The sequence below is a fragment of the Tenacibaculum profundi genome, assembly GCF_052050075.1.
In the GTDB taxonomy this organism is placed as follows: Bacteria; Bacteroidota; Bacteroidia; order Flavobacteriales; family Flavobacteriaceae; genus Polaribacter.
The window spans coordinates 596178-614063 of the sequence record NZ_CP197225.1; the positions used below are offsets into that span (position 1 = coordinate 596178).

Below are 17886 nucleotides of genomic sequence, written 5' to 3' on the forward strand. Positions count from 1 at the left end.
TTTTTGTTTTCTAAATACATATTTTCACTTTTTTTTAACGGTTAAAACACAATGAACTGGGAACAAGTATTATATAATTTTATTTTATTTATAAAAATAGAAAGAGGCTTAACAGATAACTCAATAAACAGTTATAAAACTGACATAAAAAAACTTATAAAATTTATCAAAACACTTAAAATTATTCCCTGTCCTGCTTTTATTTCTTCTGAAATTATTAAGCTTTTTATATACCAGGAAAGTAAAATTATTTCTGCTAGAAGCCAAGCTAGATTAATTTCGAGTTTAAGAAGTTTTTTTAATTATTTAATGTTTGAGGAGTACCGTCAAGACAACCCGATGGATCTAATAGAAAGTCCTAACGTTTCAAAAAAATTACCCGATACACTAACTAAAAAGGAAATTGATACACTTATTGCCGCTATTGATTTAAGCCATCCTCAAGGAGAACGAAATAAAACTATTATTGAAACAATTTATAGTTGTGGTCTTCGCGTTAGCGAATTAATTAATTTACAATTATCAGATCTTTTTTTTGAAGAAGGTTTCATTCGTGTTTTAGGAAAAGGTAATAAGCATCGTTTTGTTCCAATTCATCACACTACGATCCAAAGAATAAACTTATATATCAAAGTCATACGATCAGAAATCAAACCCTATAAAGATGAAGAAGATATTGTTTTCTTAAACCGACGTGGTAAGCGTTTATCACGTCAAATGATTTTTATTATTCTAAATGACCTGGCAAAAAAAATAAATCTTAATAAAAAATTGGGCCCCCACACATTAAGACATTCTTTTGCTACTTATCTACTAAAGCATGGTGCAGACCTGAGAGCTATACAACAGCTACTAGGACATGAAAGTATTACCACAACGGAAATATATGTACACTTGGATAAAAATGATTTGAGAAAAACAGTTGAAAAGTTTCATCCAAGAGGAAATGGATAAGTTTTTTTTACACAAAAAATGGCAAGCTACCTACATCACACTGCTACAACCTAATACCCTTGCTGCGTTCCCGCCCTGGGGGATTCAAAGGGAGCTAGTTGTGTAGAACTTGCCGTGGCAAATGTACACTCTTTTTTTTAATAAAAGGATTTTTTTTTTACTTATTTAATGTAACTTTTCTAAACTTTTGAATACTAATCCATTGCTTAATAAGCAAGGAAAAATTCAGGTGACTAATATAAATTGAAAACAAAAAAATATATTTGTAACGAAATCTAAACTTAAAAATGGAAAATCAAACAAACAGTAAAAATATTATTTTAGAATATGGTTTGTATGCAGGAAGCACAAGCATTTTATTAGCATTGGTATTTTATGCTATGGGAAAAGCAGCTAATCCTGGTATTGCCCTTTCTTTAACTAGTTTAATATTACCTTTAACTCTATTAGTTTTAGGTATTCGAAAGTTTAAATTATTAAACAATGATTACCTTAATTGGGGGCAAGCCTTAAAAATTGGGGTAGGAATAGCAATGCTATGGGGAATATTAGCGCTAGGATTCCAATATATACTTGAAAATGTAATTGCTCCTGAACTAATTGAACAAAAACTAGAATTTGCTCGATTAAGTATGGAAAAATGGGGGATTTCTGAAGATATGATTGAGGAAAGCATAGAAAGTCAAAAAAAACAAAGTCCTCTATTAGGTATTGCAATGGGTTTGTTGTTTTTTGCTTTTATGGGCTTCGTTGTTTCAGCAATTGCTGGTGCAATAATGAAGAAAACAGAAGAAGAAACGTACTAATTAGTTTATAAAAAAGGTTGTATAGTCTTTAAAAGACTAGTAAATTTGATCTTTTATAGATTTAAGAAAATCGTACATGAATATATCGGTAGTAATACCACTTCTTAATGAAGAGGAGTCATTACAAGAATTATACGATTGGATTGCAAAAGTTATGCAATCCAATTGCTTTATTTATGAAGTTATTTTTATTGATGATGGTAGTAATGATAACTCTTGGAACATTATAAAAGATCTATCAGAAAAGAACCTAGAAGTTAAAGGAATTCGTTTTCAAAGGAATTATGGAAAATCTCAGGCTTTAGATGCTGGCTTTCAAACTGCAAAAGGAGATGTAGTGATCACTATGGATGCCGATTTACAGGACAGCCCGGAAGAAATTCCCGAATTGTACAAAATGATTAAAGATGATAACTTTGACTTGGTTTCTGGATGGAAAAAGAAAAGATTCGATAATGTAATTACGAAGAACATACCTTCGAAATTTTTTAATTGGGCAGCTAGAAAAACTTCTGGTTTACAATTGAATGATTTTAATTGTGGACTAAAAGCCTATAAAAACGAAGTTATTAAAACGGTAAAAGTAAGTGGAGAAATGCATCGATACATTCCTGTTCTCGCTAAAAATGAGGGATTCAAAAATATTGGTGAAAAAATAGTACAACATCAAGCTAGAAAATATGGTGTTACTAAGTTTGGTGTGGACCGCTTTATTAATGGTTTTTTAGATTTAATAACTATTTCATTTCTCAGTAAATTCGGTAAAAGGCCAATGCATTTTTTTGGCTTGTTGGGTACATTAATGTTCTTTTTTGGTTTCTTATCAGCTTTTTTAATCGGTGCCATAAAATTGTTTAGAGTGGCTAATCATATAAAAACTATTTTAGTTACCGATAATCCTTGGTTTTATATTGCTTTAACATCTATGATTTTGGGAACCCTATTGTTCCTTGCTGGGTTTTTAGGTGAATTAATTATTAAAAGTAATTCAAATCAAAAACACTATAAAATAAAAGAAATACTGAATTCATAATATAATTATTTTCAAAAAATATTGATTTAACCTTATGGAGGAAATACTAGTAAAAGCAAAGGAATGGCTTTCAGATGCTTTTGACAATGAAACAAAAAAAGAAATTGAACTATTATTAAATACTGATTCTAATAATATTGCTGATAGATTTTATAAAGACTTAGAATTTGGAACCGGCGGTATGCGCGGTATTGTTGGAGCTGGAACTAATAGAATTAATAAATACACGATCGGTAAAGCAACACAAGGACTTTGTAATTTCTTGATAAAAGAGAAACCTGGAAAAGAATTAAAAATTGCTATCGGTTATGATTGTAGACATGACAGCCAGTGGCTTGCCAATACAGTTGCTGATGTGATTTCTGCTAATAATATAAAAGTAGTTCTTTTTGAGGATCTAAGGCCTACACCTGAATTATCTTTTGCTGTTAATTATCTAAAATGCGATGTTGGAATTGTTTTAACAGCCTCACACAATCCTCCAGAATATAATGGATACAAAGTTTACTGGAGTGACGGGGGACAAATTGTGCCACCACAAGATTTTGGCATTATTAATGAAGTCAGTAATGTACAATATACTGATATCAATTTTAATGCTAAAAAAGAATTAATAACAACCATTGGTAAAGATCTTGATGAAGCGTTTTGGAAAGCCTCATTAAAAAATGGATCTTTCGAAATAAAAGGAAGAGAGAGTTTAAAAATTGTATTTACACCTCTACATGGAACTTCAATTAAATTGATTCCTGAGGTATTAAAAAGAGCTGGATATACAAACGTTCATATTGTTGAGGAACAAGCTGAACCAGATGGTAGCTTTCCTACTGTAGAGTCCCCAAACCCTGAAGAACCAGAGGCGTTAAAAATGGCTGTTAACCTTGCTAACGAAACCAAAGCTGATATTGTTTTAGGAACAGACCCTGATTCTGATAGAATTGGAATTGCCGTTCGTGATTTAAATGGCGATATGAAATTACTAAACGGTAATCAAACAATGAGTTTAATGACCGATTTTCTTATAAACGATTGGAAAAAGAAAGGAAAACTAAACGGAAATCAATTTATTGGCTCAACTATTGTGTCTACCAATCTCGTAAATAAAATAGCCGATAGTTATGGAGTTGAAACGAAGGTTGGGTTAACAGGATTCAAATGGATTGCCAAAATGATAAAAGACTTCCCTCAATTAGATTTTATCGGAGGTGGTGAAGAAAGTTTTGGTTATATGGTAGGCGATTTTGTTAGAGACAAAGATGCTGTTACTTCTGCCCTACTTGCTTGTGAAATTGCAGCAGATGCAAAATCTAAAGGAAGTTCTTTTTATAAAGAATTACTGAATTTATATATTCGTCATAGTTATTACAAGGAACACCTTGTTTCATTAGTAAAAAAAGGAATGAATGGTGCTTCTCAAATTGAACAGATGATGATTGATTTAAGGAATAATCCATTAACAACTATTGACAATGAAACCGTGTTATTCTTACATGATTATAAAACATCAATAAAAAAGAATTTGATAAGTGGCGAGGAAACTGAAATCAAAATACCAAAATCAAATGTATTGATCTATGAAACGGAAAATGGGACAAAAGTGGCTGCTAGACCAAGTGGAACTGAACCAAAAATTAAATTTTATATAAGTACGAAAACTTCGCTTGATTCGATTAAAAATGCGAAATCTGTTGAAGAACAACTTGATTCTAAAATACAGCGTATCAAAAAAGAGTTATCTATTTAAAAATGAATATAACAATAATTGACAACAGTATAATTCCTGTTTTCCTTTACGGAGGAACTCAACGAGTAATTTGGCATTTGGGGAAGGAGTTATCCAATTTAGGTCACAACGTAACTTATTTAGTTAAACAGGGCTCCTATTGTAATTTTGCGAATATAAAAGTGATAAATGATAAAAAAAGTATTTGGTCACAAATACCAGAAAATACGGATATTGCTCATTTTCAGTTTATACCAGAAAAAAACAAATTGGACAATTGTAAATATCCGTATGTTATTACAATGCATGGAAATATATTTGAAAAATATCCTTTGGATAAAAATATAATATTTGTTTCTAAAAATCATGCTCAAAGATATGGATCTACAAATTACGTATACAATGGTCTAGATTGGAATGACTATATGACTCCTGATTTTAAAAAGGAGAATTATTTTCATTTTTTAGGTAAAGCAGCTTGGCGACTTAAAAACGTTCAAGGAGCCATAAATATAATCAAAAACATAAAAAATCATAAACTTCGAGTTTTGGGTGGGTATCGCTTTAATTTCAATATGGGAATAAGGCTAACATTTTCTCCAAAAACTTCATTTTATGGAATGGTAGGTGGTTCGAAAAAAAACAACCTACTCAATAAATCCAAAGGACTAATTTTTCCTGTATTATGGCACGAACCATTCGGACTTGCCATTACAGAAAGTCTCTATTTTGGCTGCCCTGTTTTTGGAACTCCATATGGCTCTTTAAAAGAACTAGTTCCAAAAGAATTCGGATACCTCTCAAACAATCAAAACGAGTTGACTGAAGCTATTAAGAATACCGCTATTTATTCGCCAAAAAAATGTCACGAATATGCGGCTGATAACTTTAATTCAAAAACTATGGCGCTAAACTATATAAAAAAATATGAAGAAGTATTAAATGGAAAAGTATTAAACTCTTCTCCTCCTGAACTCACTAAAATTCAAGAATCAAAATTTCTAACTTGGAACACTTAACCATTTACAATCTGCTTGTTTATATAACAACTAATACGTTTTATATTAATGAATTATTTTAAGCGTTTCTTCAAATTCGCATCTCCTTACAAGAAATTATGGATATTAAGTATTTCCTTAAATATCCTGTACGCGCTATTTACAACACTTTCATATGTTGTGTTAATGCCAACATTGAATATATTATTTGGTGAAACAGAAAAAGTAGGTACAAAACCTGTATTTAGGGGGATTTATGAATCCTTAAATAAAGAATATTTAGGAAATCTCTTAAATTATTGGGTTACCTATACCAATAAGACATTCGGAGCAGAAAGAACATTGCTTTATGTTGTCATAGTGGTTGTTGCTGTATTTCTTTTAAAAAACATATTCAATTACCTCGGTCAGTTAACCATGGTATTTCTAAAAAATAATGTTTTAAATGATTTACGAAGTATCATGTATAATAAAATAATCAGCTTACCACTACCATTCTTTACTGAACAAAAAAAAGGAGATCTGATTAACAGGGCAACGGGAGATGTAGGTGTTATTAATGAAACTTATTTAAATCTAGTGATTACATTTATTCGTGAACCTTTAAATATAATTTTCACATTGTTTTTTATGATAAAAACTAGTTGGGAATTATCTATTTTTATATTTACGTTTATTCCTATTGCTGGTTTTATAATATCAATTATCAGTAAGAGAATCAAGCAGCAATCCTCTGAAATATTTGAAAAAAGCGGGAATCTTTTAGGAATTATAGAAGAAAGTATTTCTGGTCTTAAAATTATTAAAGCCTTTAATGGTGAAGGGCTATTCTCAAAACGGTTTTTAGATCAATCGCAAGAAGTTAAAACTCTTTCTAATAAAATGAGTATTAGAGAAGCATTGGCGAGCCCTATGAGCGAATTCCTAGGTATTGTTACTATTGCCACTCTTCTTTGGTATGGGGGCAAAATGGTATTGATTGATAAATCATTCCTAGGAAGTACTTTTATTGCTTTTATGGCAATGGCATATAATATTTTGACCCCTGCAAAAGCAATGGCTAAAGCTAATAATGAAATTAAAAAAGGAAACGCTGCTGCTCAACGTATTTTTGAAATCTTAGATACAAAAAATCCTTTGGAGGATAAAAAAGATAGTGTTGAACTGGAAAAATTTGATGATGAAATTGAGTTTAAAAATATTTCTTTCAAATACGGAGAAAATTATGTTTTAAAAAATTTTTCTTTAAAAATACCAAAAGGAAAAACAGTGGCTTTGGTAGGTCAATCAGGAAGTGGTAAATCTACACTAGCAAACTTAATAACTCGCTTTTACGAAGTCAACGAAGGCGGAATATACATTGATGGCCACAATATCAAAGATGTTACTAAGAAATCGCTTAGAAACTTAATGGGCGTTGTTACCCAAAGTCCAACTTTATTTAATGACACAGCATCTAATAACATTGCTCTTAGTAATCCAAATGCACAAATTGAAGCTATTGAATATGCCGCAGAAGTTGCCAATGCTCATGAATTTTTAAAAGATTTTGATAACAAATATGAAACTAATGTAGGTGATAGAGGAACTTCCCTTTCTGGTGGCCAGCAACAGCGTATTGCCATTGCAAGAGCAGTATTGAAAAGTCCTCCAATTATGATATTGGATGAAGCTACATCAGCATTAGATACTGAATCAGAAAAACTAGTACAAGATGCCTTAGAAAAAATGATGAAAAATAAAACATCATTAGTTATTGCTCACAGATTATCTACCATTCAAAATGCCGATTTAATTGTTGTCATGAAACAAGGCAAAATTATTGAGCAAGGAAAGCATAAAGAACTATTGAAAACTAAGGGAGAATATCATAAGCTTGTAACCATGCAAAGTTTAGAGTAATGAAAATTATCAAAGCACTAAAAAGACAGAAATTTTATTATTATTTCACCCATGTCGTCATACATTTAATTCCTAGCGTTTTTTATCGTATTCGTTTAAAGAATTGGCTCGCTAACAGCAATAAAGAAATTGAAGATAGAATAAATTACTATATTTCTTCAAATATAAACTCTAGTCCCAGTAAAGAATGGATTCGTATCGGAAATTTCAAACGTCCTAAAAAAGGAAGCATGTATTTTTTCGATTTAATGAAAGTAGTCAAATACTTCGAAAGAAATAAGAAAATTAATTTCGCTTTCGGTGATATAACTCAAAACTTTGATACTCCAACTCTGGTTAAAAGCAGGCCCATAAATCATAATGGAAATTCAGTTTTAATGAAGCTTGATTCTTTACGGCATTTTCATTTTATTGATGATAATAGAACTTTTTTAGAAAAAAATGACAAAATAGTTTGGAGAGGAACGATACATAAAGAAAATAGACGACTTTTGGTTGACATGTTCTATAATCATCCTTTTTGTGATATTGGGGACGTAAGTCATGTTAAACGGGATAACCCTAACTGGAAAAAAGGCTTCTTATCTATTAAAGAGCAATTGGCTTCTAAATTTGTTTTGTCTATTGAAGGAGTTGATGTTGCTACAAATTTAAAATGGATAATGTCCTCCAACTCTCTTTGCTTTATGCCAAAACCTAAATTCGAAACTTGGTATATGGAAGGTAAGTTAATTCCTGATTATCACTACGTTTTAATAAAAGATGACTACTCAGACCTTTTAGAAAAAAGGGCTTATTATATCGAAAATCCGGATGAGGCGTTAAAAATTATTAAAAATTCAAAAGAATGGACAATGCAATTTCGAAAAAATAAAATAGAAACAGAATTATCCATAAAAGTTTTGAATCGTTTTTTTAAGCAAACGAATCAAACCTAAGTTCTTTTCAACCCCAGTTCTTCACCTCTTTTTACCATAAATTCATAGGAAGCTTCATATTCATTAGGGATCGTTCCATCTAAAATAGCTTCTTTAATAGCCTCTTTTATTTGACCTATTTCCCTGCAAGGCTTTAAACTAAAAGTTCTCATAATTTCCTCGCCAGTAATTGGGGGTTGAAAATTACGAATACGGTCTCTTTCCTCAACCTCTTTTATTTTGAATCTTACAATTTCAAAATTCTTGTGGTACTTTTTGAATTTCTTTGGATTTTTAGTAGTGATATCAGCTTCACAAAGTGTCATTAAACTTTCAACATCATTTCCTGCATCAAAAACCAATCTTCTAACAGCTGAATCTGTTACCTCTGAAGCCAAAACAATAGGACGTGAACTTAATAAAACCATTTTTTGAACAAATTTCATTTTATTGTTCAATGGCATTTTTAATCGCTTGAACAATTTAAATACCATTTTAGATCCTACAAACTCATGCGAATGAAATGTCCAACCTAGTTTCTTATGATATTTCTTTGTGGGAGCCTTACCTATATCATGTAAAAGTGCCGCCCAACGAAGCCAAACATCTTGTGTGTTTTCGGAAATATTATCTACAACCTCTAACGTATGGTAAAAATTATCCTTATGCTTTTGACCTTCTACTTCTTCTACCCCCTTTAACGCAGTTAATTCGGGAATTATTCTCTCCAGTAAACAAGTTTTTTCTAAATGTAAAAAGCCTATGGAAGGTCTCGGAGATTCTAAAATCTTATTTAATTCAACGACAATTCTTTCTTTGGTAATGATATCAATACGAGATGCGTTTCTTTCAATCGCGTTTATAGACTCTTCTTCAATTTCAAAGTTCAATTGAGTAGCAAAACGAATTGCTCGCAACATCCGCAGCGGGTCATCAGAATAGGTTATATCAGGATTTAATGGTGTTCTAATTAAATTATTTTCTAAATCAACAATTCCACCAAACGGATCTAAAAGTAATCCGAAATTTTTTGTGTTTAAACTTAATGCCAATGCATTGATAGTAAAATCTCTTCTATTTTGATCATCTTGTAAACTTCCACTAGATACCATTGGATTTCTGCTATCTTCACTATAAGATTCTTTCCTAGCCCCAACAAATTCAATCTCTATATCTTTAAAACGTAACATAGCTGTTCCATATGTTTTAAAAACTTGAACCTTTGGCTTGTTCGGTAATATTTCGGCAACTTTCTTTGCTAATACTATACCACTACCAACTGCTACAACATCGATATCTTTGGCACTCCCTCTATTTAAGATGAAATCTCTTACAAAACCGCCTATAACATAACTTTCTAATTGTAGTTCTTCTGTGGCTTGGTTGATATATTTAAATATTTCTTTTTCTAAAGCTTCTTTAAAATAGTGGTCTGGCATAATTTTATTCTCTAATCACAATCACATTTTCATCTGCTAATTTTATAACAATCGATGATTTTTCTGCTATGCTATCTTGGTGCAAATTTACCACATAATCTACATTATTTACAACAGCAACACTAATTTCCGAAAAAGATTTATGATTTCTTATAATTCAACAAAATTCATATCTCTATTTCTAAAAAAATAAGTCTTGCTTATTTAAGAAAATATTATAAGTTTTTGTCGCTTAAAAAAAATTGCTAATGAATATATAATCCATATTCTTTTACGGTAGTATAATTATTTTACTAATTGTAGATTATAAAAATATCTTATCTATAGTATGTTTTACTAGTAGTATCCAACGACACACAAATAAATTTAATTAAAAAAATGATAAAAATTTATAAAAAAATTATTTGCAAAAAATAAAAAACTATTAATATTAATAAACATACTTGTTTTATTTTCCTATTGTTCCTCAGAAAAAGATATAGTACCTATTCAAAATACGAATACAGAAAATAAACATGCTAATTCAGCAAAAAAAACACTGAATCGTTTTTCTTCTTTTAATGACTTTACTTATGCTCATGGTTGGAAAGTTAATTACAAGGAAACAAAAACAGTAAAAAAAGGTAAAGAATGTAAATGGGGCACAAAAGGTGCACCTCCTTATGAATTTAAAGTTTTTGAGTGTGAAGACAAATATGAAACACAAACGATTTATAAAGGAAACCCCAGAGAAGTTGCAGATGTAAACGGGGATGAAAAAGCTGATATTGTAGGATTTGGTTATCATGATGTTTGGGTGGCTTTTTCGGAAGATAACCGTTTCGGCAGTAGAACTTACTCATGGGTAAAAGATTATTCATATCATAATGAAGGTTGGAGAACCGAAAGTCACGTAAAAAGAGTTGGGGATTTAGATGGTGACGGGAAAGCTGATATTGTAGGATTTGGCGGCTCTCAGGTTTTGACAAAGCTTTCAGAATACTAAACAAATTAAATCCTACTTGTTCTTACCCGGCATGATAAATAATCTTGTCGGGTATTTATATATACTATTCGCGAATAATCGTCACATTTCCATTATCAATTTTCACAATAGTTGATGATTTTTCTGCTATGCTATCTTGATGCAAATTTACCACATAATCTACATTATTTACAATAGCAGCACTAATTTCCGAAAAAGTTTTCGGCGTAGGATCTCCACTTACATTGGCTGAGGTAGAAACTATAGGCTTTCCAAATTTTCTGATTAAATTCCTGCAAAACTCATCTTGAACAATTCTAATAGCAATCGTATTATCACCAGCAATAGTGTTTTGAGCTAAGTTAATCGGATCAGAATAAATAATAGTTGTTGGTTTTGTTGTATTGCTCAAATATTCCAATGCTTCCTTAGGAACACTTTTTAAATACCTCTCCAGCATCTCAACAGAATCAACCAAAATGATTAAACTCTTAGATTCTTCTCGATTTTTTAGCTTATAAACCTTTTTTACGGCATCACTATTCGTAGCGTCGCAACCTATTCCCCATACTGTATCCGTGGGATAAAGAATTGTTTTAGATTCTTTAAGAAAATACTTTGTTTTTTCAATAATACTTCTCATGAAATTTATTAAACTTTTGATTATTGGATATGATTTTTTTTGATTGCTTTAACAACCTGTCTATTTCTATTTTAAAAATTTTCACATTTAATAGATAGATTTCTATTTTTTTGACTGAAAATGATTTTATTCTCACAAGCTCAACTATCCCTTTCAAACCAAACCTCTTATAACTAGAAATATTTCTAAATAAATAATTATAAGTATCAAAAAGAGTAATATCTGATTTTTCTAACATGCTTTTTTTCTCTATATTTCTTGACAATTTTACTTTATCATAAACATTTTTCAGAATTTTTCTAAAATAATTTGGATCTGTTTTTTCAATAAAAACATTTTGAATGTTATCAAAAAAACTTTCTCTTTTCTCCTTCGATTCTAATAGAAAATTTGCTTTTGATATTAGTTCTTCCGTTGAACTACAAATAACATCTGTATTTTCTAGAAAATTCGGATAGCCTACAGGAGTTTTTAAAACTAAGCAGGCACACCTACCAATAGATATTGCATCAATTAAGGATACCCATGAGTTATAAGGAAATGAATCAATGTATAAATCAACAGCCTTTAAATATTTCAATGCTCTATTATGAGGAATTACCCCTAATAGTAATAACCTATTTGGAAATTTATCTTTCAAATTATCCCAGCCTTCATCTTTATCACTCATTCCAATACCAAGAAAAAAAGCTTTTTTATTTTTTTCAAGAATATTACGAATTGTATCTATAAAGTTAATATTCTTTAAAGGTTTAAATTTATAATTACTTGCCATAGAAGAAACAATCAAAGAATTATTAGCTATTCCTAACTCAACCTTTATATTATTTCTTTCTGAACTATCATTATCATGTTCCTGAACCATATCTCTTGGCATATCTATAGTCAGAGTTTGAGGTATGCCTCTTTTTTCAATGGTACATTTATTTTGATTTTTTTCAATATCTATACAAAAATCTACAATATTCCTACCTAGCCAAAAAGTATGGCCTGAATGATTAAAACAAATAATTGGTCTTTTAAATTCTTCTACGCTAAAGGCCATTAATGGAACAGGGTCGTCAGGGTGATGGTGTAGTATAATAATATCATATTCGAAAGCTAAATCCCTTAAAGTATTTGCTTTATCGAGTAATTCATCTGATGGATTTAAAATTTTTAAAACTCCTTTTTTAATAGCTACATTACGCTTTATTTTCTCAGGAATTTCGTCAATATCTTTTTGATTTAAAAGTACTACAGAATGTTTTTCATCATTATCACTAAATCCAACCCACCGCTCTATCATTCTCGTATGTCCTCCTAATAAATAAACTTCAGATGCTACATGAAGATAAGTCTTATGATTGGGTTTAATTAATTTAAAGTCACTTCTCAATTTTTTATTTCGATTAGAATAATTTATATAAAATTCTTCTATCGTATTATCATAGTACTTAGCATAAACTCCACTCATTAAAAGCTCCACCAGAGACTTGGCGAACTCATGAGATGGCTTGTTTATAAATTTTTGTTTTAACTTATTAAATTCTTTTCTATTTTTTTTTATTGTTAGAGTTACATCCATTCATTAATTGCTTTTACGATTAGATTTACCTCTTCTTTAGATAAGACAGGGGAAATTGGTAACGATACCAACTCATCATGAATCCTTTCAGTAAACGGAAAACTAAGATTTGAAAATTCTTTGTAAGCTTCTTGTTTATGGGGTGGTATAGGATAATGAACTAAGGTATTAACTTCATTTTTCCTAAGATACTCTATTAATTCTTCTCTTTTTTTTGTTCTTACAACAAATAGATGCCAAACATGTGCTTCATTACTATTTAAGATAGGAAGTTCTATTTCTTTATTGGTAATATTCGATAAATAAAACTGAGCAATTTCTCTTCTTCTCTCTATCTCTTTGTCAAGATATTTTAATTTAACTCTCAACATAGCTGCTTGTATTTCATCAAGCCTACTGTTTACCCCTTTAAATTCGTTTTTATATTTTTCTGATTGACCATAATTAGATAGTTTTCTTATTGTTTGAGCCAAAACAATATCATTGGTAGTAACCATTCCTGCATCACCCAATGCACCTAAATTTTTCCCTGGATAAAAACTAAAAGCTCCAGCATCTGCTAAACCACCGCACTTTTTGTTTTTATACAAGGCTCCGTGTGATTGGGCAGCATCTTCGATTACTTTTAAATTATATCTAATCGCTAAACTATTAATAGCATCCATATTACAAACCTGTCCATATAAATGAACAACCAAAATTGCTTTTGTTTTTTTAGTAATATGCTTTTCTATATTCTTTGTATTAATTAAATAATCTGACGATGGCTCAACGAAAACAGGTTTTAACCTATTTTTTGATATTGATAAAACAGAAGCTATAAAAGTATTTGCTGGAACAATTACTTCATCTCCATCACTTAAAACTCCCATTTCTATATAAGCATTAAATATTAAAATTAATGCGTCCAATCCATTTGCAACACCAATAGCATATTTTGTTTCACAATAATCAGCAAATTCTTTTTCAAAAAAATCACATTGCTTTCCTTGTATATACCAACCGCTTTTAATCACCTCTTGACAAGCCCTTAATAACTCCTCACTATATTGGTCATTAATTTTCTTTAAATCTAAAAATGAAATCATTATTTTTTTTCTTTACAATTATAACAAGTTAGAGTTCGATCTGTTTTTTTTCCACATAAGCATTTATACCCCATCAATTTTGCTGGATTCCCAAACCAAACTTCTTGATTTCCTACATTTTTCGTTAAAACGCTACCTGCTCCAATGGTGCTATTATTTCCAATTTCAAGTCCTGGCAAAATAGTTGCCCCTGCCCCAATAACAGCTCCTTTTCTAATAAGAGTATTTTCTAAACTAAAATTATTATTTCTTGATTTCGGATATTTATCATTTGTAAAGCTAACATTTGCTCCTATAAAGACATCATCTTCAATTGTGATACCATCCCATATCTGCACCCCACTTTTAACAGTAACATTGTTACCTATAGTAACTTTATTTTCCACAAAACAATGCGAACAAATATTGCAGTTATTTCCAATTACAGCACCTTCTAAAATTACACAAAACTGCCATATTTTTGTTCCTTCTCCAATTTTTTTACTGTTTATTTCAGATGATTTATGAATCATTTTCTTAAAATTTTTATCTTTCTTAACAACCTAATAAAACGAGAAACTTTTTTATGACTTTCTAATAGTTTTTTTTGATCCATAAATAGGTATGAAAAGTCCGTTTTATCTAACCAATCAAACCAAAGTTTTGCTTTTCGAACCGTAATATCTTTCCATGGTTTTTTACCTGCATAATGTACTATTTTTGGTCTGTACATACAGTCTTTTAATTCTCTACTTGAATAATACTTATCTCTAAATTTTTTATTTTTTAAAATTGGTAACCAATCTGGGATTGATATATACCTATATGATAAAAATAAAACATTAGTATCGCACACAATATTCATTACGTCTTGATCATTCCATATTAATCTAAATGGAGGTTTCTTCATTATTTCAAGAGCTTTCTTTCCTATTTTATCCTCTCTCATCTTTTTTAAATTCATAACCCATAGACCACCTGCAATATACGTACCTTGAAACTTATTGTCTAAATGAGAAATTTCATGCTCTAAAAAATGAGGTATTTTAACACCTGCTATATACTCCTTTTCAAACTTGATGCTATACAAGTCGCTAATATCATCAACAACTACAATATCTACATCAGAATAGATAATTTTATCATATTTGTTAAATTCAGGTAATAAATCAGGTATACATCTAAATAGCGTATCTTTAGTAAAAACCGTTCCTAGGTGGTCTGTTGAAAAATTTGTTTTATTAAATTCTATATCGATAATACTATCATCTAAAAAAATAAAATCAAGAGTAGCATTTGGATGTTGATAGACTGTTTTTTTTAACAATTCAATGCTATTTCTTTTTATATTAGTATATAAAACATATAATTTATATATACATTTGCTTGTCCTATTAGTCAATAAGCTTTTAAATGTAACAGCAGCTTGCGGAACATATCCTTCATCGAAAGAGAAAAAAATAGGGATTATATCCATTTAAATAATTTTTTGCGTATTTTTTTTGAACGAACTGGTTTTATTAGATTCAAATGATAATTGAAAGCTTCATCTTTGAATTCATCTGGACATAAAGTAGAGATAACATCTAAAACCATTGTAAAAACTTTATAATTATTTTTTGACAAGTTATTTTCATGAACTCTATAACTAAATAATACTTCGTTTATAAAAAACACCTTATCCGGAATATTTTTAAATAATTCAATATGAATTGGCCAATCATCTAATAGTAATTTGTTCCAAATAGGTAAACATAAAGTATCTACTATTTCTTTTTTAATCATCAACCCTTGAAGCGTTAAGCAAAAGTTATTTGCTTTATATAAAGACGGAAGAATTTGTTTTTTCTGAATAGCTTCAATTGTTTCCCTTGTATCAAATATTTTTTTGCTTTTGGTTTTTTGATCAAAAAGCTCAAAACCTGAATAGCAAGCCTCAATAGAGTTATTTTCTGTAAAGCAAGCTATCTGTTTTTCAATTTTAGTCGGTAAAAACATATCATCTTGACCTAAAAACGCAATGAAACATCCGGTGGAATGAGTTACTCCTGTAAAAAAAGCTCTAGATGCTCCGGAATTATGAGGATGCTCCACCAAGATAAAGTCGTATTTTTTTTGTAATCTTTTTAGAAAGTTTAATTCTTCTTTCTGAGAGGAACAATCATCTACTATAATAATTTCAATATTATCATACGTTTGATTAATAATTGAACAAATTGCTTCTTCTACATACTTTTTCCCATTATAATAAGGTATGATTATAGATACTTTTTGATTCATTATTTGTGAAATGTTTTTATTCTACAAAAGCTAAAAATTCATTAATATCAGTAATATAATCGTCTTTATCATAATGTTGATTTGCCAAAACCAATATTACACAGTTATCAGAAAAATTATTTAATTCTCTCCAAACCAAATTTTCTATATAAATCCCTTCATCTTTTTTTGAAAGCCTAATACTCTCCTCTTCTCCATTTCTGTTCAAAAGTCGAAGTGTAAAACTACCATTTAAACAAACTATTACTTGTTTTAAGTTTTTGTGTGCATGTTTTCCTCTTACTGCTTTATTTTCATTTGTTGGTACCGATATAAAATAACATCTTTTTACTTCAAAAGGCACATCATATTTTTGGTTTCCTATTTCTATCGGCACCAAATCACCTCTTCCATCTGAAAATAATTTAAACTTAATCTTTTTGTATAACATTTAAAGTAGATATCTTAATTATAGTTGATTGTTTTGTAAAAAGAAATTATATCAAACTTTCATATAATTTCACGTATTCTTTTGCCATTTCAACATAACTATATTGTAAGGCCCATTTTTTTAATTTTTGCTTTTTATCTGGAGTTGATAAATAATTTTTTATTCCTTTTTGATACCGTTGAATCATATGCTTAGGCTCAAAAGTTTCCCAATAGTAACCCTCCTTACCAACAATTTCTGGCAAACTAGTTTTATTACTAACAAATACAGGTTTCCCATAATACATAGCTTCTATTGGGGGAATTCCAAACCCCTCTGCAATAGAAGGGTGAACAAGTGCTTTACAATTTTTAATTAGTAATATTTTATCTTTCTCTTCAATATTTTCATAAATTTTTAAACGATCTTGAAGACCTCTTTTTTTAACCTCATTTAAAAATATTGAATAATATTCTGACTTTTTATTACTACAAATTAAAACTAAATGTAAATTTTTATTATTCTCAATTATTGGAAGTAAAGCTAATTGATTTTTTTTAGGATGAAGTACACCTATATTAAGCAAATATTCACATTCTTTTAATTCATTAAATTTAACAGGTAACTCGTCATCTTTTAAGTCTTTAAAAATCAAACCATTGTGAATTACTTTAATCTCCATATCAACAGGAAAAGTAAATAAGTTTTTATTTTTTATAAAATCTTTTTTTGTAAACTCTGAAATACAAACTAAATACTTGGTATTAACAAGATTTTTATTAAAATTTGATATAAATTTATTTGTTTTTTTTTTAGAAATGTTTTCGTGTAAAAAATTTAAATCATGTAATGTTATGATTTTTTTTCTGTGTCTACTTGGAAAATAAGAACTTCCTTGGTGCATTATATGCAAAACATCATATTTTTTCGATGTAGGATTATAAAACTTATGCCAAAACTTCCACTTTTCAATTTCAAAAGAATTTATTTTTAACAAAATATCATTCGTTCCGTAAAAAGCCAAATATTTTCTGTAGTTCAACTTATCTAACCCCCTATAAAGTGATTCACAAACATTTGACAAACCCGTATTTTCATAGCGCATCCGTTCTAAATCAATAAGAATTTTGGTATCTTTGGGCATCATTGGAAATTTACAAGCAAAGGTACATATTTTGACTTTC

17 protein-coding genes and 1 other RNA gene are annotated in these 17886 nt (G+C 29.6%); 8 read left to right on the top strand and 10 right to left on the bottom strand.

The features are described 5' to 3' along the window. Positions 1-51: 51 nt before the first annotated feature. On the top strand, positions 52-954 hold the full coding sequence (locus ACSIGE_RS02330; protein WP_440881189.1) for a tyrosine recombinase: 903 nt from the start codon (positions 52-54) through the stop codon (positions 952-954). A 16-nt stretch (positions 955-970) separates the two neighbouring features. On the opposite strand, the gene ffs is transcribed toward ACSIGE_RS02330, so the two are convergent. Then, positions 971-1069, bottom strand: an RNA gene (gene ffs / locus ACSIGE_RS02335) — signal recognition particle sRNA small type. A gap of 172 nt (positions 1070-1241) precedes the next feature. Between ffs and ACSIGE_RS02340 the strand changes: the two genes are divergently transcribed. The 6 genes from ACSIGE_RS02340 to ACSIGE_RS02365 all read left to right on the top strand — a co-directional run bounded on the left by ACSIGE_RS02340 (position 1242) and on the right by ACSIGE_RS02365 (position 8354). Then, positions 1242-1760, top strand: coding sequence for a DUF4199 domain-containing protein (locus ACSIGE_RS02340; RefSeq protein WP_440881190.1), 519 nt, complete (start codon positions 1242-1244; stop codon positions 1758-1760). Positions 1761-1836: 76 nt separating this feature from the next. Further along, positions 1837-2793 (top strand): glycosyltransferase family 2 protein, encoded by a 957-nt coding sequence (locus ACSIGE_RS02345; RefSeq protein WP_440881191.1) that lies wholly within the window; start codon positions 1837-1839, stop codon positions 2791-2793. Between the two features lie 34 nt (positions 2794-2827). Beyond that, positions 2828-4537 (top strand): phospho-sugar mutase, encoded by a 1710-nt coding sequence (locus tag ACSIGE_RS02350; RefSeq protein ID WP_440881192.1) that lies wholly within the window; start codon positions 2828-2830, stop codon positions 4535-4537. Between the two features lie 2 nt (positions 4538-4539). Continuing rightward, positions 4540-5535 carry a glycosyltransferase gene (locus ACSIGE_RS02355; protein ID WP_440881193.1) on the top strand — a complete coding sequence of 332 codons (996 nt, stop codon included), beginning with the start codon at positions 4540-4542 and terminating at the stop codon, positions 5533-5535. 48 nt (positions 5536-5583) lie between these two features. Continuing rightward, a complete protein-coding gene (locus ACSIGE_RS02360; RefSeq protein ID WP_440881194.1) occupies positions 5584-7416 on the top strand; it encodes an ABC transporter ATP-binding protein in 1833 nt (610 codons plus the stop codon). Further along, on the top strand, positions 7416-8354 hold the full coding sequence (locus ACSIGE_RS02365) for a glycosyl transferase family 90 (RefSeq protein ID WP_440881195.1): 939 nt from the start codon (positions 7416-7418) through the stop codon (positions 8352-8354). The genes ACSIGE_RS02360 and ACSIGE_RS02365 overlap by 1 nt, the downstream gene beginning before the upstream one ends. Here ACSIGE_RS02365 and ACSIGE_RS02370 read toward each other — a convergent pair. Beyond that, the gene (locus tag ACSIGE_RS02370) at positions 8351-9772 is read right to left on the bottom strand and encodes a CCA tRNA nucleotidyltransferase (protein ID WP_440881196.1); all 1422 of its coding nucleotides are present in this window, start codon (positions 9770-9772) and stop codon (positions 8351-8353) included. The two genes, ACSIGE_RS02365 and ACSIGE_RS02370, sit on opposite strands and share 4 nt — an antisense overlap. A 709-nt stretch (positions 9773-10481) precedes the next feature. Here ACSIGE_RS02370 and ACSIGE_RS02375 point away from each other — a divergent pair. Beyond that, entirely contained in the window at positions 10482-10757 is a 276-nt protein-coding gene (locus tag ACSIGE_RS02375) for an FG-GAP repeat domain-containing protein (RefSeq protein WP_440882174.1), read from the top strand. A 64-nt stretch (positions 10758-10821) separates the two neighbouring features. On the opposite strand, the gene ACSIGE_RS02380 is transcribed toward ACSIGE_RS02375, so the two are convergent. The 8 genes from ACSIGE_RS02380 to ACSIGE_RS02415 are packed head-to-tail and all read right to left on the bottom strand — an operon-like array spanning position 10822 to position 17846. Then, entirely contained in the window at positions 10822-11379 is a 558-nt protein-coding gene (locus ACSIGE_RS02380; protein ID WP_440881197.1) for an L-threonylcarbamoyladenylate synthase, read from the bottom strand. After that, on the bottom strand, positions 11363-12946 hold the full coding sequence (locus ACSIGE_RS02385) for a hypothetical protein (RefSeq protein ID WP_440881198.1): 1584 nt from the start codon (positions 12944-12946) through the stop codon (positions 11363-11365). Before ACSIGE_RS02385 ends, ACSIGE_RS02380 begins: the two co-directional genes overlap by 17 nt. Beyond that, complete coding sequence (locus ACSIGE_RS02390) at positions 12937-14034, bottom strand: DegT/DnrJ/EryC1/StrS family aminotransferase (RefSeq protein ID WP_440881199.1); 1098 nt, start codon at positions 14032-14034, stop codon at positions 12937-12939. Before ACSIGE_RS02390 ends, ACSIGE_RS02385 begins: the two co-directional genes overlap by 10 nt. Continuing rightward, the gene (locus tag ACSIGE_RS02395; protein WP_440881200.1) at positions 14034-14546 is read right to left on the bottom strand and encodes an acyltransferase; all 513 of its coding nucleotides are present in this window, start codon (positions 14544-14546) and stop codon (positions 14034-14036) included. The genes ACSIGE_RS02390 and ACSIGE_RS02395 overlap by 1 nt, the downstream gene beginning before the upstream one ends. Next, positions 14543-15490 carry a glycosyltransferase family 8 protein gene (locus ACSIGE_RS02400; protein ID WP_440881201.1) on the bottom strand — a complete coding sequence of 316 codons (948 nt, stop codon included), beginning with the start codon at positions 15488-15490 and terminating at the stop codon, positions 14543-14545. Before ACSIGE_RS02400 ends, ACSIGE_RS02395 begins: the two co-directional genes overlap by 4 nt. Then, the gene (locus ACSIGE_RS02405; RefSeq protein ID WP_440881202.1) at positions 15481-16293 is read right to left on the bottom strand and encodes a glycosyltransferase; all 813 of its coding nucleotides are present in this window, start codon (positions 16291-16293) and stop codon (positions 15481-15483) included. Before ACSIGE_RS02405 ends, ACSIGE_RS02400 begins: the two co-directional genes overlap by 10 nt. 16 nt (positions 16294-16309) lie before the next feature. After that, complete coding sequence (locus tag ACSIGE_RS02410; protein WP_440881203.1) at positions 16310-16723, bottom strand: sugar 3,4-ketoisomerase; 414 nt, start codon at positions 16721-16723, stop codon at positions 16310-16312. Positions 16724-16769: 46 nt separating this feature from the next. Beyond that, on the bottom strand, positions 16770-17846 hold the full coding sequence (locus tag ACSIGE_RS02415; RefSeq protein WP_440881204.1) for a glycosyltransferase family 4 protein: 1077 nt from the start codon (positions 17844-17846) through the stop codon (positions 16770-16772). Positions 17847-17886 lie beyond the last annotated feature (40 nt).